The sequence below is a fragment of the Cohnella massiliensis genome (genome assembly GCF_900169535.1).
Lineage (GTDB): Bacteria > Bacillota > Bacilli > Paenibacillales > Paenibacillaceae > Cohnella > Cohnella algarum.
In genome coordinates this window covers 438,488-456,435 of the sequence record NZ_LT821259.1, presented here as the reverse complement: position 1 = coordinate 456,435, position 17,948 = coordinate 438,488, and the positions used below count along the sequence as shown (strand labels likewise).

Here is a 17,948-nt window from a genome sequence, read left to right as displayed (position 1 = left end):
CGCCTCTTCTCCTTTTACTGCTCGCCTTTTAAAATGTCTTCGATGCGCTGAAGCTCCTCGGCCGTGAAGTCGAGGCGGTTGACGGTCGCGGCGTTGTCGTCCACCTGCTGGACGCGGCTCGCGCCGATCAGCACAGTCGTCACCCGGCCGCCGCGCAGCACCCAGGCAAGCGCCATCTGGGCGAGCGTCTGGCCCCGCTCCGCGGCGACTTCGTTCAAGCGCCGCACTTTGTCCAGCTTGTCCGGCGTTATGTTGGATTCGCTTAAAAACACGGAGGCTCCGGCAGCCCGCGAGTCTTCCGGGATCCCCTGCAAATATTTGTTCGTCAGCAAGCCTTGCTCGAGCGGCGAGAAGGCGATCGAGCCGACGCCGTTTTCCTCCAGGACGTCGAGCAGTCCGTCCTCGACCCAGCGGTCGAACATGCTGTAGCGGGGCTGATGGATCAGCAGCGGCGTGCCCAGGTCTTTCAAAATCCGGATCGCCTTGGCGGCCTCCGGCGCGCGGTAATTCGAGATGCCCACGTACAGCGCCTTGCCGGAACGGACGATATGGTCCAGCGCCGCCATCGTTTCCTCCAGCGGGGTTTCGGGATCGGGGCGATGATGATAGAAGATGTCCACGTAGTCGAGCCCCATCCGCTTCAGGCTTTGATCGAGGCTGGAGACGAGATATTTGCGGGAGCCCCAATCGCCGTAAGGTCCCGGCCACATATAGTAGCCCGCCTTCGTCGAAATGACCAGCTCGTCGCGATACGGCTTCAAGTCGGTCGCGAGCAGGCGGCCGAAGTTTTCCTCGGCGGATCCCGGAGGCGGACCGTAATTGTTCGCCAGATCGAAGTGCGTAATGCCAAGGTCGAACGCTCTTCTTACGATGGCCCGGCCGTTCTCGAACTTGTCGTTGCCGCCGAAATTGTGCCACAGGCCGAGCGAAATCGCGGGCAGCTTCAATCCGGTGCGTCCGCAGCGATTGTACTTCATGCCTTGATACCGTTCCTCGCTTGCCACATAAACCATGTTCCTTGCTCCTCTCCGGCTATTCGATAGGTTTGCCCGCTTCCGAAAGCTGTGCCTTGCCTAAGGGCGAAGGAAGCGCAAGCAATTGAGGCGGCGTTTCCTCTCCGCCGTAAAGCACCGCGAGCAGCGTGCCGTTCTCCCGGTCGATGCGGCCTTCCCCCGACCAGGCGGCGTAATCGAACGGAACGTATTCGAGAACCGCCTTTTTCGCGAGTTCCCTTTGATCCAAACCCAGCCGCTCCGCCGCCGCCTTCAAATGACCGGACCAGGCGTCCTTGTCCATTCGATCTTCCCACCAGATTTTGCGGGGCTTGTATTTATGCTGGAGGAAGTAATCGATTTTGAGCAATCCGAGCGTGACGTCAAGATCCAGGGCGGGGTTGGCATCCTCTTTCAGGAACGACCAGATCCGGACGAACAAGTCCTCCAGTTGATGCCCGATCCGCTGCCAGCCGCGTTCCTCCCAATAATCCCCGAACCGCTGGAAAAAGTCAAACGGCGACGGATACGCCCGGCCGACCAAATATTCGATCGTGCGGTCCATCCGGTGCGCGTTCCAGTATTTTTCCAGCACATCCTCCACGCGCTTGATGCGGACGATATCGGAAAACGGCATCCGATCGTTGCCCAGCATTTCGTACGGGGCGCGATCCGAATAGACGTAGCCGTACTTGTCCGCGTCGATCCGCAGTCCCGTTCCGCGCAGCATTTTGAGAAATCCGAGCTGCAGCTCCTCCGGCCGAAGCTCGAACACGTCGTTGAACGTTTTCCGGAACGTGTCGTAATCTTCGTGCGGCAGTCCGGCGATCAGGTCGAGATGCTGGTCGATTTTGCCGCTTTCCTTGACTTTCGTTACCGTGCGAACAAGCTTCGTCCAGTTTTGCCGGCGCTTGACCGCCAGATTGGTCGGATCGTTCGTCGACTGCACGCCGATTTCGAACCGGAAAATGCCGGGCGGCGCGTGCTCCGCGAGAAAATCCAGCACCTCCGGCCGCATGATGTCGGCGGTAATTTCGAATTGAAACACGCAGCCCTTGTGGTTGTCGATCAAAAACCGGAAAATTTCCAGCGCGTAATCGCGCTTGATGTTGAACGTCCGGTCCACGAATTTGATCAGCTTCGCCCCGCTGTCGATCAAATAGAGCAGATCGGATTTGACCCGGTCCATATCGAAATAGCGGACGCCCACCTCGATGCTCGACAGGCAGAACTGGCAGCTAAACGGGCAGCCCCGGCTCGTCTCGAAATAAACGACGCGATTTCCGAGCGACGGCAAATCCTCCTTGAAGCGGTAAGGCGAAGGGAGGGCATTCAGGTCGAGCTTCGGGCGTCCCGGATTGATGACCGTTTCGCCGTTTTTGCGGTAGGCGAGCCCGAACACGAAGTGGAACTTGCGGTCTCCCGCCAGCTCCCGCAGCAAATCCCGCAGCGTCTCCTCCCCCTCGCCCATGACGATGAAATCGACCGCGGGCAGCCGGTTCATCCAATACTCCGTATCGTAGGAAACCTCCGGGCCGCCGAGCACGATTTTGACGTCGGGCATCACCTTGCGCAGCATGTCGATGACGACGATCGTCTCTTCGATGTTCCAGATGTAGCAGGAGAACCCGATCACGTCCGGCTTGCGGCGATACAAATCGGAGGCGATCGTCATCGCCGGATCTTTGATCGTGTATTCGGCGAGCTCGATATCGAACTCGTCCCGACAATAAGCCTTGAGCACGCGCAAAGCCAGGGAAGTGTGAATGTATTTGGCGTTCAGCGTCGCCAGCACGACGTTCATGGCAGAACCTCTTTTCAAATCGAAGCATTCTCTTCATTGTACCGGAAATCGCAGCGAAAAAACAAAAGAAATCGATCCGCCGGTCGATGCCGGGGCAGGCGAAGCTTGGTTGGATTTTGTCCAATCAAAACCGGTGTTTTCGCGAAACACGTCATCTTCGTTGCAAATAGTTAAAAAAAGACCGCTCCCGAAGCGCGGGAGCCGTCCCTTGTCAAATGGCTTTTACACGTCCAGCCCGCCGTCGGCGATGACCTGCCGGATGAAATAATAGCTGTCCTTCGGATAGCGCGCGAACGTCTCGTAATCGGTGTACACGATGCCGAAGCGTTTGCGGTAGCCTTCCGCCCACTCGAAATTGTCCAGCAGCGACCAGGCGAAATAACCCTTGAGCGGAACGCCCGATTCGATCAGCCGGTGGCACTGGATGAAGTGCTTGCGATAGTACTCGGTTCGCAGCTCGTCGTGCACCCGATGGTCGGCGGTCAACTCGTCCTCGTAGCAGGCGCCGTTTTCGGTAATGTAGATCGGCGTGTCCCCGTACTCGTCCTTCACCCACGACAGCACCTTGTACAGTCCGTCCGGATACACGTTCCAGTCCATGAACGTCTTGTCGAAGCCGAGCTGCACTTCCTCGCAGTCGAACAGGCCCTCGCCCTGCTTGTAGCGGCCGAAACCGCCGCTGTAGTAGTTGACGCCGATAAAATCGATCGGCTGCGCGATCGTCTCCATATCCCCCGGCTCGATCGGCACCTCGGCGCCCTTCTCGCGGAACCAGTCGACCATGAACGCCGGATACGTTCCCTTGAACGTCGGCTCCATAAACCACTCGTTGTTCCACGCCCGCTGCCGCCGCGCCGCCTCGACGTCTTCCTCGCGCGTCGTGTACGGTTCGTACCAGTACAGGTTGTGGGTGGTGCCGATTTCGCCCTTCACGCCCAGAGAGCGGAACTTTTTGACCGCCTCCCCGTGGGCCACCATGCAGTTATGCGCAACCGTTACGGCCAGCTGCAGGTCTTTGTTGCCGGGAGCGTGGGCTCCCAGGTAGTTGGACAAAAACGAAACGCACCACGTCTCGTTAAACGTTATCCATTGCTTTACCTTTCCGTCGAATGCCTTGAACACCGTTTCCGCATAGCGGACGAACGCGTCGATCGTATCCCGGTTCGCCCAGCCGCCCTTGTCCTGAAGCGCCTGCGGCAAATCCCAGTGATACAGCGTGACGCAAGGCTCGATTCCGGCCGCCAGCAGCGCGTAAAGAACGCGCCGGTAATAATCCAGTCCTTCCGGATTGAGCTCGCCGTCCCCGGTCGGATATACGCGCGGCCAGGCGATAGACAGCCGGTACGCTTTGACGCCGAGCCCCTTGAGCAGGGCGACGTCCTCCTCGTAGCGATGATAGCTGTCGCATGCCCTGTCGCCGTTGTCGTCGTTCGCCACCTTGCCGGGCGTATGGGAAAACGTATCCCAAATGGAAAGCCCTCTGCCGCCTTCCCGGTATGCCCCTTCGATTTGATAGGAAGCCGTTGCCGTCCCCCAGACGAAATCGGCCGGAAACGTTAATTTTGCCATCGATCCTACCTCCGCACAGAGAATAAATACGTGCATGTAAAACGTTTTCTATCCCGATTTTAACATGTTCCCGGGAAGAACGCCCGCTTTTTTCTGTGCGATTTTGCTTACTATTTATTCGGGTTAGGCGCTTTTTTCGGGGAGCTCCCGGGCGAGCGTCCCGATCGAGTCGAGAAATTCCTGCACGGCGGGAATGCCGCGTTCCAGCGCGTCTTCTCCCCGCTCGTACACGGCGCCTCCCGTCCCCTCCAGCAGCTATTGCGTTCGGCCCTCATTCGCCTTTGAATTGCAACGAAAGGAAAAATGCGTTAAAAAGAAAAGAGAATCGGCGCACGCCGTCCGGCGGCGGCAAGCAGGACAGACGAAGGGGAGGACCGAATGGACAACCGAAGCTACGAGTGGGTATTGGCCGACGGCAGCCGCATGTTTGCGTGCGAATGGAGACCCGGCGAACGCGCTTCCGTCCGCGGCGTCGTCGCCATCGTGCACGGGATGGGGGAGCATATCGGGCGCTATGCGCATGTCGCCGAGACGCTTACGGAAGCCGGGTTCGCGGTGTTCGGCTTCGACCAGCGCGGACACGGACGCACGGCCGGAAGACGGGGGCATACGCCTTCCTACGAAGCCCTGTTCGAAGGAGTGGACCGCATGCTGGACGACGCGAGGCGGAGCTGTCCGGGGGTCCCTTTGTTTTTGTACGGGCACAGCATGGGCGGAAACGTGACGCTGAACTACGTGCTGCGCCGCAAGCCGGCCATCGCGGGCGCCATCGTCACGAGCCCCTGGCTTACGCTTTCCTTCAGTCCCCCGCCGCTGCAGGTCGTCGTCGGGCGAATGCTGGAACGAATCCGGCCGACCTTTTCCAACAATCGGCCGATGATTCCCGAGCGATTGAGCTCCGATCCCGACATGATTCGCCGGCTGAAGGAGGATCCGCTCGGACACGGCCTGATCAGCGCCGCTTTTTTCTTCGGCGTGCAGCGGGCCGGGCTGTGGGCGCTCCAGCATGCGGGGGATCTGTCCGTCCCGCTGCTGCTCATGCACGGAGACGACGATAAAGTCACGTCCTTCGTTTCCAGCGCGCGATTCGCAAACGCCGCCGGACCGCTGTGCTCCTTCCGGGAATGGCCGGGCTTCAAGCACGAGCTGCACAACGAAACCGGGCGGGAGCGGGTTTTCGCCGCGATCAGGGATTGGCTGGACGAACGCATGGGCGCGGAACGCTTGTCCTAAGCCCGTCAGCCCCCTCTGTACCATCCCCGTCCGTTCCGGTACAATCTATGGAGAGAACGATAAGAGAAAAAGGAGAGAACCGGAACCGATGACAACGTATAAATTGGTGGCCATGGACCTTGACGACAGCTTGCTGAGAGACGATTTAACCGTCAGCGACGAGACGAAAGCGGCCATGGCCGCAGCGATTGCGAAAGGGGCGCACCTGACGATCGCGACCGGCCGCATGTTCGCTTCCGCCAAGCGGGTAGCCGAGCAGGTCGGCATCAACGTCCCCATCATTACGTATCAAGGCTCGCTCATTCGCAACCTGCTCGATCCGCAGGTGCTGTACGAGCGTTTCGTGCCTCGGGAAGTCGCCCGCAAGCTGTACGACTATACGCGCGAACGCGGGCTTCACCTGCAAACGTACATCCGCGACCGGCTGTACGCCTTCGACGAAGGCGACAAGATTGTCGCTTATGCCCGGCAATCCGGCATTCCCTATACCGTGGAGCCCGATTTCGACCGGCTGCCGGCGGGAGATCATATCAAGCTGATGATCATCGACGAGCCGGAGCGGCTGCTCGAGCTGGCCCCCGTCCTCCGGCCGATCGTCGGAGAAGACGTCCATGTGACGACCTCGAAGCCGCACTATCTGGAATTCGTGCACCGCGAAGCGACCAAAGGCCACGCGCTCCGCTTTCTCGCGGAGCATTACGGAATCCCGATGGAGCAGACGATCGCCATCGGGGACGCCTGGAACGACCGCGAGATGATCGAAGCGGCCGGTCTCGGCGTCGCGATGGCCAACGCCGTGCCCGCGCTGCGGGAGCTGGCCGATTTCGTTACGCTCGGCAACAACGAGGACGGCGTCCGCCACGTGCTGGAGAAATTCATTTTGAACGCCTGAAACGCAAGCGAAAAGCCCCCGCGGCGCCGAATACGGCGGCACGCGGGGGCTTGATCTTTTTATTTCGGTCCGAGAGGCTTCTCCAGCGTCAGAAACTTGACCGTGCCGGCCGGGCGCACGACAAGCTCCTGGTCCGCGACCTCATAGCCCATGTTCTCGTACATGACGAGGTTCTTATGTACGGTTTGCCGAACTTTGCAGCGGCTGATTTCCGCGCCTTTGGCGACGCCCTGGCGTTCGCCCCATTCCATGAGCTTCCGGGCGTAGCCGCGCTTGCGCCGGGACGGAACGACCGACAGCCGGGAAAATACGACCGCGTTGCCCTCGAACCGGTACCTGACCGCTCCGACGGCGGTTTCGTCCTCGTACAGAATGCCGGCGAATTCCTTCTCCTCTTCGAGCAGGGCGCGGATTTGGCCGGCCGTTTCCTCGAGCGCGCTCGAAGGCGGCACCGCCACCCGGTATTCCTCGAAAGCGGCTTGAGTGACCGCGTACAGCTCGTCCGCGTCTTCCGGACCGGCATTCCGGATTTCGATATCCGGGTTCGCTCTCGGCTTCGGTTCGGAGTTGGCGGCCGGCTGCGGATCCGGGAGCTTATCGCGCGCGCTCGTTCCGGCCGAGGCTGCCGGCACTGCGTCCGCTTCGTCTTCCGCGGCCTCTCCCGTCACGTCGATCGGAGCCGCCTGCCTGCCGGGCGAAACGCCGGGCGCCGAAGCCGCTCCTTCGAAATAAAGGCGAGCGGGGCGCAGCAGAAGCAGCACGACAATGATTAGCGACAGCAGCAGCTGAAGCGGGTTGTTGGACGAAAACCAGAACACGACGAGCGACAAGACGATCGCAAGCATTCTCTTTTTCCTGGCGATGGCGACGAGCGTCAGAATGATCCCCAAAATCGAAGGCGCCAGATTGACCGCCACGACGCCGAGATGCTGGGGTCTATACTCTTCCGGATTATCAAAGCCGAACATCGTCGTTATCGTATTGGCCTTGTATTCGTTCCATCCGCTCCAGGCGCCGTCCGGAACGACGAGCAAAAGCGTGGCGACAATAAGGATAAAGGCGAATAAAGCCAGTTTGAAATAAAGAAGCAGCTGCACGATGCGGATGGAATTCGGTTTAGCCAATGGAAAACCCCCTGAAATTTTTGGACGAATGAATGTTTCCAATCTACAGTATACGTGCGAGAAAGCGCTACGTTTCAGTATCCGCGAAGCGACGGCGGATCATCCGTCCTTTTCGCCCCTTTTCTTCCTTTTTCGGTCGTGCTCCCGCTTTTCTTTCAACAACCGGAACATTTCGAGGCTGTCCAGAAGATAACGGGCTTCTTCGTCGGTAAGGTTTTCCCGGATGCCTCCCACGCAAATTCGGTTGCCGGCTTCCTCGCCGCTTTCGGCCTTCTTCCCGCCGGCGAGCAGCCAATCGAGCGACACTTCGTATAGCGATGCCATTTCCCGCAAAATGTCGTTGTCCGGCTGGGACTTGTTGTTTTCGTACTTCGAAATCGTCGTAAAATCGATTCCCAGCTTGTCCGCAACTTCGTTCTGGGTCATCCGTTTCCGGTTGCGGGCTTGCTTGAGCCGGGTTCCGAACGTTTCGGCCATCGGCACCGCCCCTTTAAAAATAGTATAAAAGATTTAGTTCCGGGTCCAAATAAAGATGAAGAATTTTCAATAATATTAACCGCTATTGCCGTAATGTCAAGTTTTTCCGGACACCGGCGGCCAACGCAAAAATAAAAAAGAGCGCCCCTGAGGGCGGCTCCCGAAGCCTTGCGATTAAATTCCCGCGAGCACCTGGTACCAGACGCCGCGGCTCGAATACAGCGTTTCCCGTACTTCGTCCCAGCCGCCCAGGTAGCCGATGTCGAACAAATCGTCCGGCTGCCGGAATTCGTCCTTCCAGTTGGCCGCCGTTTCTTCGTGCACCGGGCGAAACCCGTGCTCGGCGAAAATTTGCTGGGCCTGCTCCCCGTGAAGGAAGGCGACGAACGCGTCGGCAACCTCCCGCACGCCGTGGCGATCCGCATTGACGTCGACGACGGCGGCCGGATTCTCGATCAGAATCGTCCGGCTCGGCGTCACGATGTCGTAATCGACGCCCTGGGCCATACGCGCGAGCAGCTCGTTCTCGTAAGTGACGATAACGTCGCCGACGCCGTACTCGAAAGCCGCCATCGACGCGCGCCCGCTTTTATCCATCGATTCGATGTTGCGGTGCACGTCTTCCAGAAACCGCTTCGCGTAAGCGGGGTCTTTGGCGCCCGTCTCCTCCTCCGACTTCTTCAGCCCGTAGCCGTACAGCGCGTTGATATCCCATTGCGCACCGCCTGACGTTTTCGGATTCGGATAGAGCACCTTCACGTCGTCGCGCGTCAAATCGTCGAAGTCGGAAATGCCGAGCGGGTTGCCCGGGCGCGTTCCCATCACCACGATCGAACGCGTGATCATGCCGCCGTTGTCCGAATCGTCCTTCCAGTTCGCGCGCATGAAGCCGGCGTTTGCGACTTTGTCCATGTCGCCTTCCATCGACAGCACGGCGACGTCCGCCTCGAAGCCGCCGGCGATCGAGCGCGCCTGCGTCCCCGACGCTTCGTAAGATTCCTGAAACCTGACGTCCTGCCCCGTCTTCGCTTTCCATTGTTCGCGAAAAAGCGGCATAATTTCCTGCAGGGCGTCCTTGGCGACGGAGTACGCCCCGACGACAAGCGTCACGCCGCCTTGCTCGCCCCCGCCGGATCCGGTCGTCCCCGAGGACGGCCCGCCGCCGCCGCATCCGGCAATCGTGCCCAACAGCAATATGAATGCGCCCCATCCGGCTAGTCCGACTTTCCGTCGGCGGAATGGCGCGCGGCTTCCCCGTCTCATTCCGTTTCCTCCTTGCGGTGCCTTCGAAGGCTCCCGCCGCCCGTCGATCGTTTAAATTTCGAAGGCAATCGGACTTGCCTTCAATTTATTTTCCATCACCCAGCTGTCGTTGTCGTTGAACAGATAAGCCCGGTGCACGAGCACGAGCACCTCGTCCCCGGCATGCAGCACTTCCTTTTCCAGGGAGCGATAGGTGACCAGCTTGTTGTCCCCGACCTCGACCTCGACGAGCCATTCGCTTCCCCGGAAATGAATGTGGCTCACGCGCCCCGGAACCGTCGCGGACAGCAGCTGGGTAAAATCGTCCCGCAACCCGACCTCGACGTATTCGGGGCGGATTAGCGCCCGCGTGCCCGGCCATAGGGCCACATCCTCGAAGCCGTTCAGGGCCGAAATATTTTCGACGACGGTGGATTCCCCGATAAAGCCCGCCACGAACGGGGTTTGCGGATCTTTATAAATTTCCCAAGGAGTGCCTTTCTGCTCCAGCCGCCCCTTGCTGATAATCATGATTTCGTCCGCGACCTCGATCGCCTCGTCCTGATCGTGCGTGACGAAAATCGAGGTGATGCCGAGACGGTCGATCATTTCCCGCAGCCAGGAGCGCAGCTCGTGGCGGATTTTGGCGTCGATCGCCGCGAACGGCTCGTCGAGCAGCAGCAGCTGCGGCTCCGGCGCCAGCGCTCGGGCGAACGCCACGCGCTGCCGCTGGCCCCCGGACAATTGATGGGGATAGCGCTTCTCGAAGCCGACGAGCCCGGTCAATTCCACCAGCTCGCCGACGCGGTCCTTGATTTTCGCTTTCGTCCACTTTTTGACTTCGAGTCCGAAGGCGATGTTTTCCGCGACCGTCATATGCTTGAACAAGGCGTAGTTTTGGAAAACGAAGCCGATGCCGCGCTCTTGAGGCGGCAGGTCGTTAACCCGTTTGCCATGAAAAAGAATATCGCCGGAGTCCGGCGTCTCCAGCCCGGCCAGCATGCGAAGAATGGACGTTTTGCCGCCGCCGGAAGGTCCGAGCAAACCGATCAGCTGACCTTTTTCGATATCGAAATGAACGTCGGAAACGGCCTGAAACTCCCCGAACTTTTTATTCAATCCGCGAACTTCCACATGCATGGCTGCACCCCTCCAGCTTTCTCTTCTATTTATCGTTCGATCGCGCCCGCTTCAGTCCGCTTTCCTCGATTTCGCCCATTCCATGAAGAGCAGCAAGCCGATGGAGGCGGCCGCAAGCACGAGAGCGACCGAATTGGCTTCCGTCAAATTAAAGTTTTCCACGTCCTGATACACCAAGGTCGTCGCCGTTTGCGTTTTGAACAATATGTTGCCGGATACGACAAGCACAGCGCCGAATTCGCCCAAGCAACGCGCGACCGTCAGCACGACGCCGTAGACGACGCTCCATCGGATCGAAGGCCAGGTCACCCGCCAAAACGTCGTCCACGCATAGGCGCCGAGCATTTGCGCGGCCTCCTCCTGCTGCGAGCCGATCTCCTGAAGCACGGGCATCACCTCGCGGATGACGAGCGGAAACGTGACGAACAGCGTCGCGATCAGCATGCCGGGCAGCGCGTAGACGATATCGATTCCCGCCCGGCCGAGAAGCGCGCCGAGCGCCGTTTCGGGACCGAGCAGCAGCACGATCATGAGGCCCCCGATAATCGGGGATACCGCGAACGGCAGGTCGACGATGCTGTTCAGCAGCCGCTTGAGCTGCGGGCGCAGCCATTTGGCGCGCACGAGATACATCGCCAGCATGACGCCGAACAACGTATTGATCAGCGTAACGACAACGGCGATAATGCCGGTCATCATGAGCGCGTGCAGCGCCTCGGGCCTCGAGATTCCTGCGGCGAAGCCGCTCCAGCCTTCCTCCCAGGCGCCGACCGCGATCCGGAAGACGGGAATAATGAGCAGCAAGCCGAAAACGGCGTACGTAAGTCCGATCCAAAGCCGCCTCATCCGTTCATCCTCCTCGTCTGCACGTAGTTGACGACCCAGAGAATGACGAAGGAAAACGTGAGCAGCAGGACGGAAACGGCGGCGGCGCCCGCCGGATTGTCGCTTTCGATTTCCCCGAAAATATAAACCGACGCGACCAGCGTCTTGCCGGGGATGTTGCCCGCGACGAGCACGACGGCGCCGAATTCCGCCAGCGACCGCGAGAAAGCCAGCATCGCCCCGCTCAGGATGCCCGGCACCATGCTCGGAAAAAGGACCCTCCAGAACGTTTTCGCTTTGGACGCTCCGAGCGTATAGGCCGCCTCCTCCTCCGAAGCGTCGAGTTCTTCCAGCAGCGGTTGAATGGCGCGGATCACGAACGGAAACGTGACGAATACCATCGCCACGACGATGGCCGGCTCATGGAACAAAATCGTAAAGCCGAGCCTGTCGGCGCCCTGGCCGACCCAGCTGTTCGGTCCGAGCAGAAGCAGAATCATCAGGCCGACGACCGCCGTCGGAAGCGCGAACGGCAAGTCGACGAGACTGTTCAGCAAGCTTCTTCCGGGGAAGCGATAGCGGGTCAGCACCCAAGCCGCCATCGTCCCGATGAGCACGTTGACGACGGTGGCGACCAGAGCCAGCTTCACCGTGAGCATGACGGCCTTCCAGGCCAGCGGCTCGGTCAGGTTGCGGACGAAAGCGTCCCAGCCATCGGAAAGCGATTGGCCGTAAATGCCGAGAATCGGAAAAACGATCAACAAAACGAAATAGAGCATGACGGCGCTGCGGAATCCCCAGCTCCACCATCGGCTGCGCAGCATGTTGGTCACGTATGCGAACCTCCCGGGATATGGGCCGAAAACATAATTCCTATTAAAACAGTAGGTATTGTTAATGTAGCAGAACACCGCTTCTCGCGTCAATTGAAAAATGACGAAATTTCCTAAAAATCAGCACAATCGATGGAAACGATAATTTTCCATTATAAATCATACGAACGACGGCACGTTCGCGTGACCGGAACTCTTTATTTTTCAGGGGGCGGGTTGTTCGCTATAATGGGGATAAACGGAAGGAAAGGACGGGTGGGTTATGCTGCACCGCGAAACGCTGCAAACGTCCAGGCGCGACGAAATGATCGAGATTACGAGACAGGTCGCCTCCGCCGTCGCGAAGCTCGGAATCGAAGACGGGGCGGTCGTCGTCTATTGCCCGCATACGACGGCGGGGATCGCGATCAACGAAAATGCCGATCCCGACGTGAAGCGGGACGTCCTGATGCGCCTCGACGAAGTTTACCCGTGGGAGCATCCGAAGTACCGGCACGCCGAAGGCAACACCGCCTCGCACTTGAAGGCGATTACGACCGGCACGTCCCAAACCGTTATCGTGGCGGGCGGACGGCTGCTGCTCGGCCGCTGGCAGGGCATTTACTTCTGCGAATTCGACGGGCCGAGATCGCGGGAGTACATCGTGAAGGGGTTAAAAGGTTGAAAGTTAAAGGCCGACTTACTCCCCTTCGATAAAATATTTTTCCTCCCCCGTCTCGATCCGCGCTTGCCCTTGGGTCAGGTCGGTCATCCAGGCGGCGAAGCGCTCGGCTTCGGGCGCTTCCGGCAGGCAAACGACGCGCACCCGATCGGTGAACGAAATGTCGCCGAGACGGGTGCCTTTTTGCCGGAGCTCGTTTTCCAGCTTGCCGTACCAGGTGTAGTCCACGTCGACGGCGATTTCCCGGTGCAGCACCTTGACGATCGGCTCTGCGGCGTCGATGCCGGCGACCGCTCCATCCGTATAGGCCCGGACCAGACCGCCGGCTCCCAGCAGAATGCCTCCGAAATACCGGGTCACGACGACCGCCGTGTTTTTCAATCCCCGGTGCTTGATCACTTCCAAAATCGGCTTGCCCGCCGTGCCGCTCGGCTCCCCGTCGTCCAGCGCCTTCTGGTATTCGTCGCGCTCTCCGATGACGTAGGCGGAACAGTTGTGCGTGGCGTTCCAGTGCTGCTTTTTGATTGATTCGATAAAAGCGACCGCTTCCTCCTCGCTCTCCACCGGCCGCGCGTGACCGATAAAACGCGATTTTTTGATGACGATTTCGCTGTTTCCGTAATCCCGTACCGTTGCGTATCTGGACAGCATTCCAATCTTCCTTTCGTCGTGAGGCGAACCTAATAGATCGTATAACGTCTATTATACAGGAATTTCGGGGCGCGCTCCGTACGCGTGGTTTAGGCTTTCCCAAAATTAAAACCCGGTCACGAATACCGGGCTTGGTTATGCTTTCGTCATATTCAGCTACGTATTTCAGCTTTACTTCGAATGATTTTGCACCCTGGGTCTTCCTTGATCGTTCGGGTCATTCGATCGCGACGGACTATTTTTCGGGTTGTTTTTGTCGGGCTTGGTTTTTGTGCTCATTTCATCGATCACCTCCTGCGTTATCCGTATGAGTATGTCACCAAATGGTTATCTTTATCAGAATGTATCCGAACCGCTGCCCTGAAATTCAAGAGAGAGGTTCCGCTGCGGCGGTTCCTAGCCCGGCTCGATTGCGCCGTGCCCAAATGAACGGCCAGTTTAAGCAGGGCCAGGTCGAGGCCGCGACGGCGGAGCCGCTGGAGAGGCGCCGGAAATGCGGTCCGGCGCCGCAGGGTTTACGGGCGCCGCGCCATATAAACGTCCAGCGCGGCTTGCACGGCTTTGCCGGCGTCGATCGCCGCGCCGTGGCGAAGCAGCGCCGCCTCGAGAGCGCCGAGCGCGTGCAGCACGTTCGTCTGCCGGCAGCTGTAGCCCATCGTCCCGATGCGCCAGATTTTGCCGGCGAGCGGGCCGAACGAGCTGGCGATTTCGACGCCGAACTGCTCCAGCAGCATTTGCCGGACGGACTCGCCTTCGATCCCTTCGGGAATGTTCACGCAGGTGACGACCGGAAGCTTGCAGGCGGGATCGCCGAACAGCGTCAGGCCCATCGCCTCAAGGCCCGCCATCAGCGCCCGCTCGTGCAGCCGGTGACGCGCGAAGCGTTCCGCGAGTCCCTCTTCCAGCACGATGCGCAGCCCCTCCCGGAGCGCGTACAGCATCGAGGTCGCTTCCGTATGGTGATTGAGCCGCCGCGGGCCCCAATAGTCCATCAGCTGGCTCAAGTCGAAGTAGTTGCTTTGGATCATGCGGCCCGACAGTTCGACATCCGTATCCGGATTGCGGATGCCCCGCTCGACCCGTTTGCGCGAATTGATTTTTCGCTCCGCCCGTTCGTTGAACGTAATCGGCGCGAGCCCCGAAGGAACGGAAATGTTTTTTTGCGTGCCGCCCATCGCCGCGTCGATCCGCCAAGCATCCGTCTTGACGTCCGTGCCGCCGATCGTGGCCACGACGTCGACGATGAACAGAATATCGAGTTCCCGGCAGGCCTTGCCGATCTCCTCGAGCGGCTGCATCCGGCCCGTCGACGTTTCCCCGTGCACGATCGCGACGACGTCCGGGCGCTCCCGCTGGATGGCGGCGATGACCTCCTCGGGATCGAACACGGTTCCCCATTCCCGTTCCAGCGTGACGACCTCCGCGCCGCACCGTTCCGCGATTTCGACGAGGAGATGGCCGAAGCGGCCGAAAATCGGCACGAGCACTTTTTCGCCGGGCGCGATCAGGCTGACCATCACCGCTTCGATCCCGGAGCGCGACGTGCCGTCGACCGGAAACGCCTGGGTATTCGCCGTTTGAAACACCTCGCGGACCATTTCCATCGTTTCGTTCATCAGCCCGGTAAACTCGGGATCGAACTGGCCGAGAATCGGCGTCGCCATCGCGCGCAGCACGCGCGGATCCGCCTCCACCGGGCCGGGGGTCATGATGATGCGCTGCGACGGGGCCAGGTCTCTATATTTTTTCATGGATAAATTCCTCCTTGTAGGCGTGCAAAAACAGCCACTCTGCAAGCGCGGCGATTCCGTCGGCCAGTTGCTCCGGCTCGGTGTGCTCCAGCGGAGAATGGCTGATCCCGTCCCGGCTCGGGACGAACAGCATCGTCGTCGGAAACGCCCCCCGAAACACCTGCGAATCGTGCCCGGCGCCGCTGTACATCGAGCGGTACGAATACCCGGCCGCCTCGCAGACGGACATCATCGCGCGGTTCATTTCCTCGCTCATCCGGACCGGCTCCGCGTTCATCCATTCCGACACCTCGACCGACAGGCCGCGCCTTGCCGCGATTTCCGCGAACGACTGCCGGAACGCCCCGCAGAAACGGTCCAGCTCCCCGGCGTCCTTATCCCGAACGTCGACGGAAAAAACGGCTTCGCCCGCAATGACGTTGGCCACGTTCGGGCGAACCTCCAGGCGTCCCGCCGTCGCGACGAGCCCGTCCTCGCGAGCAAGCGCCGCCCGCTCCAGCCAGCCGATCATCTCGCACGCTCCGGCAACGGCGTCCCGGCGGCCCGGCATCGGCGTCGTGCCCGCATGATTGGCCGCGCCTTCCACGCGAACGGCGAACCGCCTTTGCCCGACGATGCCGTCCACGATGCCGAGGGCGAGCCCCTCCCGCTCCAGCACATAGCCTTGCTCGATGTGAAGCTCGATAAACGCGGCAATGTCGTTCCGTCGCGGAGAGGCGTGAAGGCCCAGGCCGAAGCCGGCCGTTTCCATCGCTTCCTTCAACGAAACTCCGTCCGCATCGCACAGGTTCGGCACGGAGGCGATGTCGTATTTTCCGCAAACGTTGCCCGAGCCCCAATAGGTCAGCGGGAACCGGCTTCCCTCTTCCTCGCACAGCGACGCGGCCTCAAGCGTTCGCAGCGGCGGGCCGAATTTTTCCCGCAAAAACTTCAGCGCGATCATGCCCGCGAGCACGCCGTACGCCCCGTCCAGCTTGCCGCCGCTGACGACGGTGTCGACGTGGGAGCCGGTCACGATTTTCGGCAGCCCGGGCTTTCGGCCCTCCAGGCGTCCGAACAGATTGCCGACGTCATCGAAATAAGGCCGCAGGCCGTCCGCCGCCATTTTTTCGGCCAGAGCCCGCTGCGCCGAGCTCCACGCCGCGTCGTACAAAAGCCGGGTGACGCCGCCCGCCTCGTCCGCCCCGTATCGGGCCAGCCATTCGACGGCCTCCGTTATTTCCCGCCTGAACCGGACGCGGTCGGCGTCCGTCACGAGGCGTTCGCGAGCGCTATTGTCGGTCACGCCAAGCCCCCCTTTGTCCGTGTTGTCGTCGATCACTTTCCGGTCGCCAGAGGGCCGAACCATTCGCCCGCCGCCGCGTCCGCAACGCCGCCATGCCGATCGTAGACGACGCTGCCCCGCAGAACGGTCGTTTGCACGCGGCAGCGCATCGTTTTGCCGATGTAGACGTTCTGCTTGTGCCGGTCATGCAGGTGTTCCTTGCGCAGGACATACGGGGAAAAATCGACGATCGCCAAGTCCGCGTCGGCGCCGACGGCGATCTGTCCCTTGCGGGGGCCGAGCCCGAACCGCCGCGCCGGACCGCCCGAGAGCAGCCGGCAAAGCAGCGGCAGCTCGAGCCCCCGCGCGGCATGGCCTTCGCCGAGCACGAGCTCCAGCGAATTTTGCGCGCCGGAAATGCCGCCCCAGATTTCGAACCAGTCGGCGGACGTCTTCATCTCCGGCGGGCAAGGCGAATGGTCGGAGGCGATCATGTCGATTTCGCCCCGCGCGATCGCCGCCCACAGCCCTTCGACTTCCGCTTGCGTGCGCAGCGGAGGCGCGCATTTCGCCACCGGTCCGGCCTGCTCGAGCGCATCGCCCGTCAGCGTCAAATAGTGCGGGCACGTCTCCAGCGTAACGTCCAGGCCCGACCGCTTGGCCCGCGCGATCTCTTCCGCCGCCTCCGGACTGCTGATATGCACGAAATGAAGCGGGCAGCCCGTCTGCTCCGCGAAAAACAACGCCCGCCGCACCGCCTCGACCTCGGCGTAAACCGGCCGGGTCTGCAAATAATCGGCAGGCCCGGCGAGGCCGCGGCTCGCCTTGTCCGCGGCGAGCGCCCGGATGACGGCTTCGCTTTCGGCATGCAGCGCCAATATTTTGCCGAGCCGGGCGATTTCCCGCATGCCGGCGTACAGCGTCGCGTCGTCCACCTCGCGGAAAGCTCCTTCCTCCTTGCCGCCGGCCGCGGACATAAACGCTTTGAAGCCGACGACGCCCGCTTCCGCCAACGGCGCGAGCTCCTCCAGGTTGCCGGGAACGAGGCCGCCCCAAAACGCGTAGTCGACGCGGGAACGTCCTTTCGCCAGCCGCTTCTTCTCCTCCAGCGCGGCCAGCGTCGTCGTCGGAGGCAGGCCGTTGAGCGGCATATCGAAGTAAGCGGTGCAGCCGCCCGCGGCGAGCGCCGCCGAGCCGCTCGGAAACCCTTCCCAATGCGCCATGCCCGGCTCGTTGAAATGAACGTGAACGTCGATCATGCCCGGCACGACGACAAGCCCTTCCGCTTCGAGCGCCGTCTCCGCCTCTTCCGCCGGAACGGTCCCCAAAACCGCGATCTTGCCTCCCTGAATCCCGATATCCGTACGCTCGACTCGGTCGTCCAGCACGACACGGCCGCCCTTGATCACCAAATCGTACTTGGCTGCCATCCGATTTCCTCCCATCCTTCCGGTCAAACAGCGGTTCGCCTATTTGTCACGAATAGTAAC

Annotated in this window: 16 protein-coding genes; 3 read left to right on the top strand and 13 right to left on the bottom strand. The window is 60.6% G+C overall.

Features of this window, described 5'->3' with window-relative positions; all coding sequences use genetic code 11:
- Window positions 1–14: 14 nt before the first annotated feature.
- The 3 genes from mgrA to B7E11_RS15960 all read right to left on the bottom strand — a co-directional run bounded on the left by mgrA (window position 15) and on the right by B7E11_RS15960 (window position 4,365).
- The gene (gene mgrA, locus B7E11_RS15970; protein WP_080836401.1) at window positions 15–1,013 is read right to left on the bottom strand and encodes an L-glyceraldehyde 3-phosphate reductase; all 999 of its coding nucleotides are present in this window, start codon (window positions 1,011–1,013) and stop codon (window positions 15–17) included.
- A gap of 19 nt (window positions 1,014–1,032) precedes the next feature.
- Window positions 1,033–2,796, bottom strand: coding sequence for a B12-binding domain-containing radical SAM protein (locus tag B7E11_RS15965; protein WP_080836399.1), 1,764 nt, complete (start codon window positions 2,794–2,796; stop codon window positions 1,033–1,035).
- Window positions 2,797–3,018: 222 nt separating this feature from the next.
- A complete protein-coding gene (locus B7E11_RS15960; RefSeq protein WP_080836396.1) occupies window positions 3,019–4,365 on the bottom strand; it encodes a GH1 family beta-glucosidase in 1,347 nt (448 codons plus the stop codon).
- Between the two features lie 378 nt (window positions 4,366–4,743).
- Here B7E11_RS15960 and B7E11_RS15955 point away from each other — a divergent pair, with 378 nt between their 5' ends.
- Both B7E11_RS15955 and B7E11_RS15950 read left to right on the top strand, forming a co-directional pair.
- The gene (locus tag B7E11_RS15955) at window positions 4,744–5,598 is read left to right on the top strand and encodes an alpha/beta hydrolase (protein ID WP_080836394.1); all 855 of its coding nucleotides are present in this window, start codon (window positions 4,744–4,746) and stop codon (window positions 5,596–5,598) included.
- A gap of 88 nt (window positions 5,599–5,686) precedes the next feature.
- Window positions 5,687–6,490, top strand: coding sequence for a Cof-type HAD-IIB family hydrolase (locus B7E11_RS15950; protein WP_080836393.1), 804 nt, complete (start codon window positions 5,687–5,689; stop codon window positions 6,488–6,490).
- A gap of 59 nt (window positions 6,491–6,549) precedes the next feature.
- Here B7E11_RS15950 and B7E11_RS15945 read toward each other — a convergent pair whose 3' ends face one another.
- The 6 genes from B7E11_RS15945 to cysT form a co-directional block, all read right to left on the bottom strand.
- Window positions 6,550–7,614 (bottom strand): GNAT family N-acetyltransferase, encoded by a 1,065-nt coding sequence (locus B7E11_RS15945; RefSeq protein WP_080836391.1) that lies wholly within the window; start codon window positions 7,612–7,614, stop codon window positions 6,550–6,552.
- Between the two features lie 99 nt (window positions 7,615–7,713).
- Window positions 7,714–8,091, bottom strand: coding sequence for a helix-turn-helix domain-containing protein (locus tag B7E11_RS15940; protein WP_080836389.1), 378 nt, complete (start codon window positions 8,089–8,091; stop codon window positions 7,714–7,716).
- A gap of 174 nt (window positions 8,092–8,265) precedes the next feature.
- The gene (locus B7E11_RS15935) at window positions 8,266–9,354 is read right to left on the bottom strand and encodes a sulfate ABC transporter substrate-binding protein (protein ID WP_080836387.1); all 1,089 of its coding nucleotides are present in this window, start codon (window positions 9,352–9,354) and stop codon (window positions 8,266–8,268) included.
- Between the two features lie 51 nt (window positions 9,355–9,405).
- Window positions 9,406–10,473: a sulfate/molybdate ABC transporter ATP-binding protein gene (locus B7E11_RS15930; RefSeq protein ID WP_080836385.1), complete on the bottom strand. Its 1,068-nt coding sequence runs from the start codon at window positions 10,471–10,473 to the stop codon at window positions 9,406–9,408.
- 51 nt (window positions 10,474–10,524) lie between these two features.
- Window positions 10,525–11,319, bottom strand: coding sequence for a sulfate ABC transporter permease subunit (locus B7E11_RS15925; protein ID WP_080836383.1), 795 nt, complete (start codon window positions 11,317–11,319; stop codon window positions 10,525–10,527).
- On the bottom strand, window positions 11,316–12,122 hold the full coding sequence (gene cysT, locus B7E11_RS15920; protein WP_240353463.1) for a sulfate ABC transporter permease subunit CysT: 807 nt from the start codon (window positions 12,120–12,122) through the stop codon (window positions 11,316–11,318). The genes B7E11_RS15925 and cysT overlap by 4 nt, the downstream gene beginning before the upstream one ends.
- Window positions 12,123–12,393: 271 nt before the next feature.
- Here cysT and B7E11_RS15915 point away from each other — a divergent pair, with 271 nt between their 5' ends.
- On the top strand, window positions 12,394–12,795 hold the full coding sequence (locus tag B7E11_RS15915; protein ID WP_080836379.1) for a secondary thiamine-phosphate synthase enzyme YjbQ: 402 nt from the start codon (window positions 12,394–12,396) through the stop codon (window positions 12,793–12,795).
- Window positions 12,796–12,810: 15 nt separating this feature from the next.
- Here B7E11_RS15915 and B7E11_RS15910 read toward each other — a convergent pair whose 3' ends face one another.
- From B7E11_RS15910 to B7E11_RS15895, 4 genes are all read right to left on the bottom strand, one after another.
- Window positions 12,811–13,443 (bottom strand): YigZ family protein, encoded by a 633-nt coding sequence (locus B7E11_RS15910; protein ID WP_080836376.1) that lies wholly within the window; start codon window positions 13,441–13,443, stop codon window positions 12,811–12,813.
- 515 nt (window positions 13,444–13,958) lie between these two features.
- The gene (locus B7E11_RS15905) at window positions 13,959–15,194 is read right to left on the bottom strand and encodes a pyridoxal-phosphate-dependent aminotransferase family protein (protein WP_080836374.1); all 1,236 of its coding nucleotides are present in this window, start codon (window positions 15,192–15,194) and stop codon (window positions 13,959–13,961) included.
- Complete coding sequence (locus B7E11_RS15900; RefSeq protein ID WP_080836373.1) at window positions 15,181–16,542, bottom strand: Zn-dependent hydrolase; 1,362 nt, start codon at window positions 16,540–16,542, stop codon at window positions 15,181–15,183. Before B7E11_RS15900 ends, B7E11_RS15905 begins: the two co-directional genes overlap by 14 nt.
- Complete coding sequence (locus tag B7E11_RS15895; protein WP_080836371.1) at window positions 16,512–17,888, bottom strand: allantoinase; 1,377 nt, start codon at window positions 17,886–17,888, stop codon at window positions 16,512–16,514. The genes B7E11_RS15900 and B7E11_RS15895 overlap by 31 nt, the downstream gene beginning before the upstream one ends.
- Window positions 17,889–17,948: the final 60 nt, after the last annotated feature.

Bases quoted from the DNA above. Each gene is read 5' to 3' on its own strand.
- mgrA (WP_080836401.1), bottom strand. From the start codon at position 1,013: ATGGTTTATGTGGCAAGCGAGGAACGGTATCAAGGCATGAAGTACAAT.
- B7E11_RS15965 (WP_080836399.1), bottom strand. From the start codon at position 2,796: ATGAACGTCGTGCTGGCGACGCTGAACGCCAAATACATTCACACTTCC.
- B7E11_RS15960 (WP_080836396.1), bottom strand. From the start codon at position 4,365: ATGGCAAAATTAACGTTTCCGGCCGATTTCGTCTGGGGGACGGCAACG.
- B7E11_RS15955 (WP_080836394.1), top strand. From the start codon at position 4,744: ATGGACAACCGAAGCTACGAGTGGGTATTGGCCGACGGCAGCCGCATG.
- B7E11_RS15950 (WP_080836393.1), top strand. From the start codon at position 5,687: ATGACAACGTATAAATTGGTGGCCATGGACCTTGACGACAGCTTGCTG.
- B7E11_RS15940 (WP_080836389.1), bottom strand. From the start codon at position 8,091: ATGGCCGAAACGTTCGGAACCCGGCTCAAGCAAGCCCGCAACCGGAAA.
- B7E11_RS15935 (WP_080836387.1), bottom strand. From the start codon at position 9,354: ATGAGACGGGGAAGCCGCGCGCCATTCCGCCGACGGAAAGTCGGACTA.
- B7E11_RS15930 (WP_080836385.1), bottom strand. From the start codon at position 10,473: ATGCATGTGGAAGTTCGCGGATTGAATAAAAAGTTCGGGGAGTTTCAG.
- B7E11_RS15925 (WP_080836383.1), bottom strand. From the start codon at position 11,319: ATGAGGCGGCTTTGGATCGGACTTACGTACGCCGTTTTCGGCTTGCTG.
- cysT (WP_240353463.1), bottom strand. From the start codon at position 12,122: ATGCTGCGCAGCCGATGGTGGAGCTGGGGATTCCGCAGCGCCGTCATG.
- B7E11_RS15915 (WP_080836379.1), top strand. From the start codon at position 12,394: ATGCTGCACCGCGAAACGCTGCAAACGTCCAGGCGCGACGAAATGATC.
- B7E11_RS15910 (WP_080836376.1), bottom strand. From the start codon at position 13,443: ATGCTGTCCAGATACGCAACGGTACGGGATTACGGAAACAGCGAAATC.
- B7E11_RS15905 (WP_080836374.1), bottom strand. From the start codon at position 15,194: ATGAAAAAATATAGAGACCTGGCCCCGTCGCAGCGCATCATCATGACC.
- B7E11_RS15900 (WP_080836373.1), bottom strand. From the start codon at position 16,542: ATGGTTCGGCCCTCTGGCGACCGGAAAGTGATCGACGACAACACGGAC.
- B7E11_RS15895 (WP_080836371.1), bottom strand. From the start codon at position 17,888: ATGGCAGCCAAGTACGATTTGGTGATCAAGGGCGGCCGTGTCGTGCTG.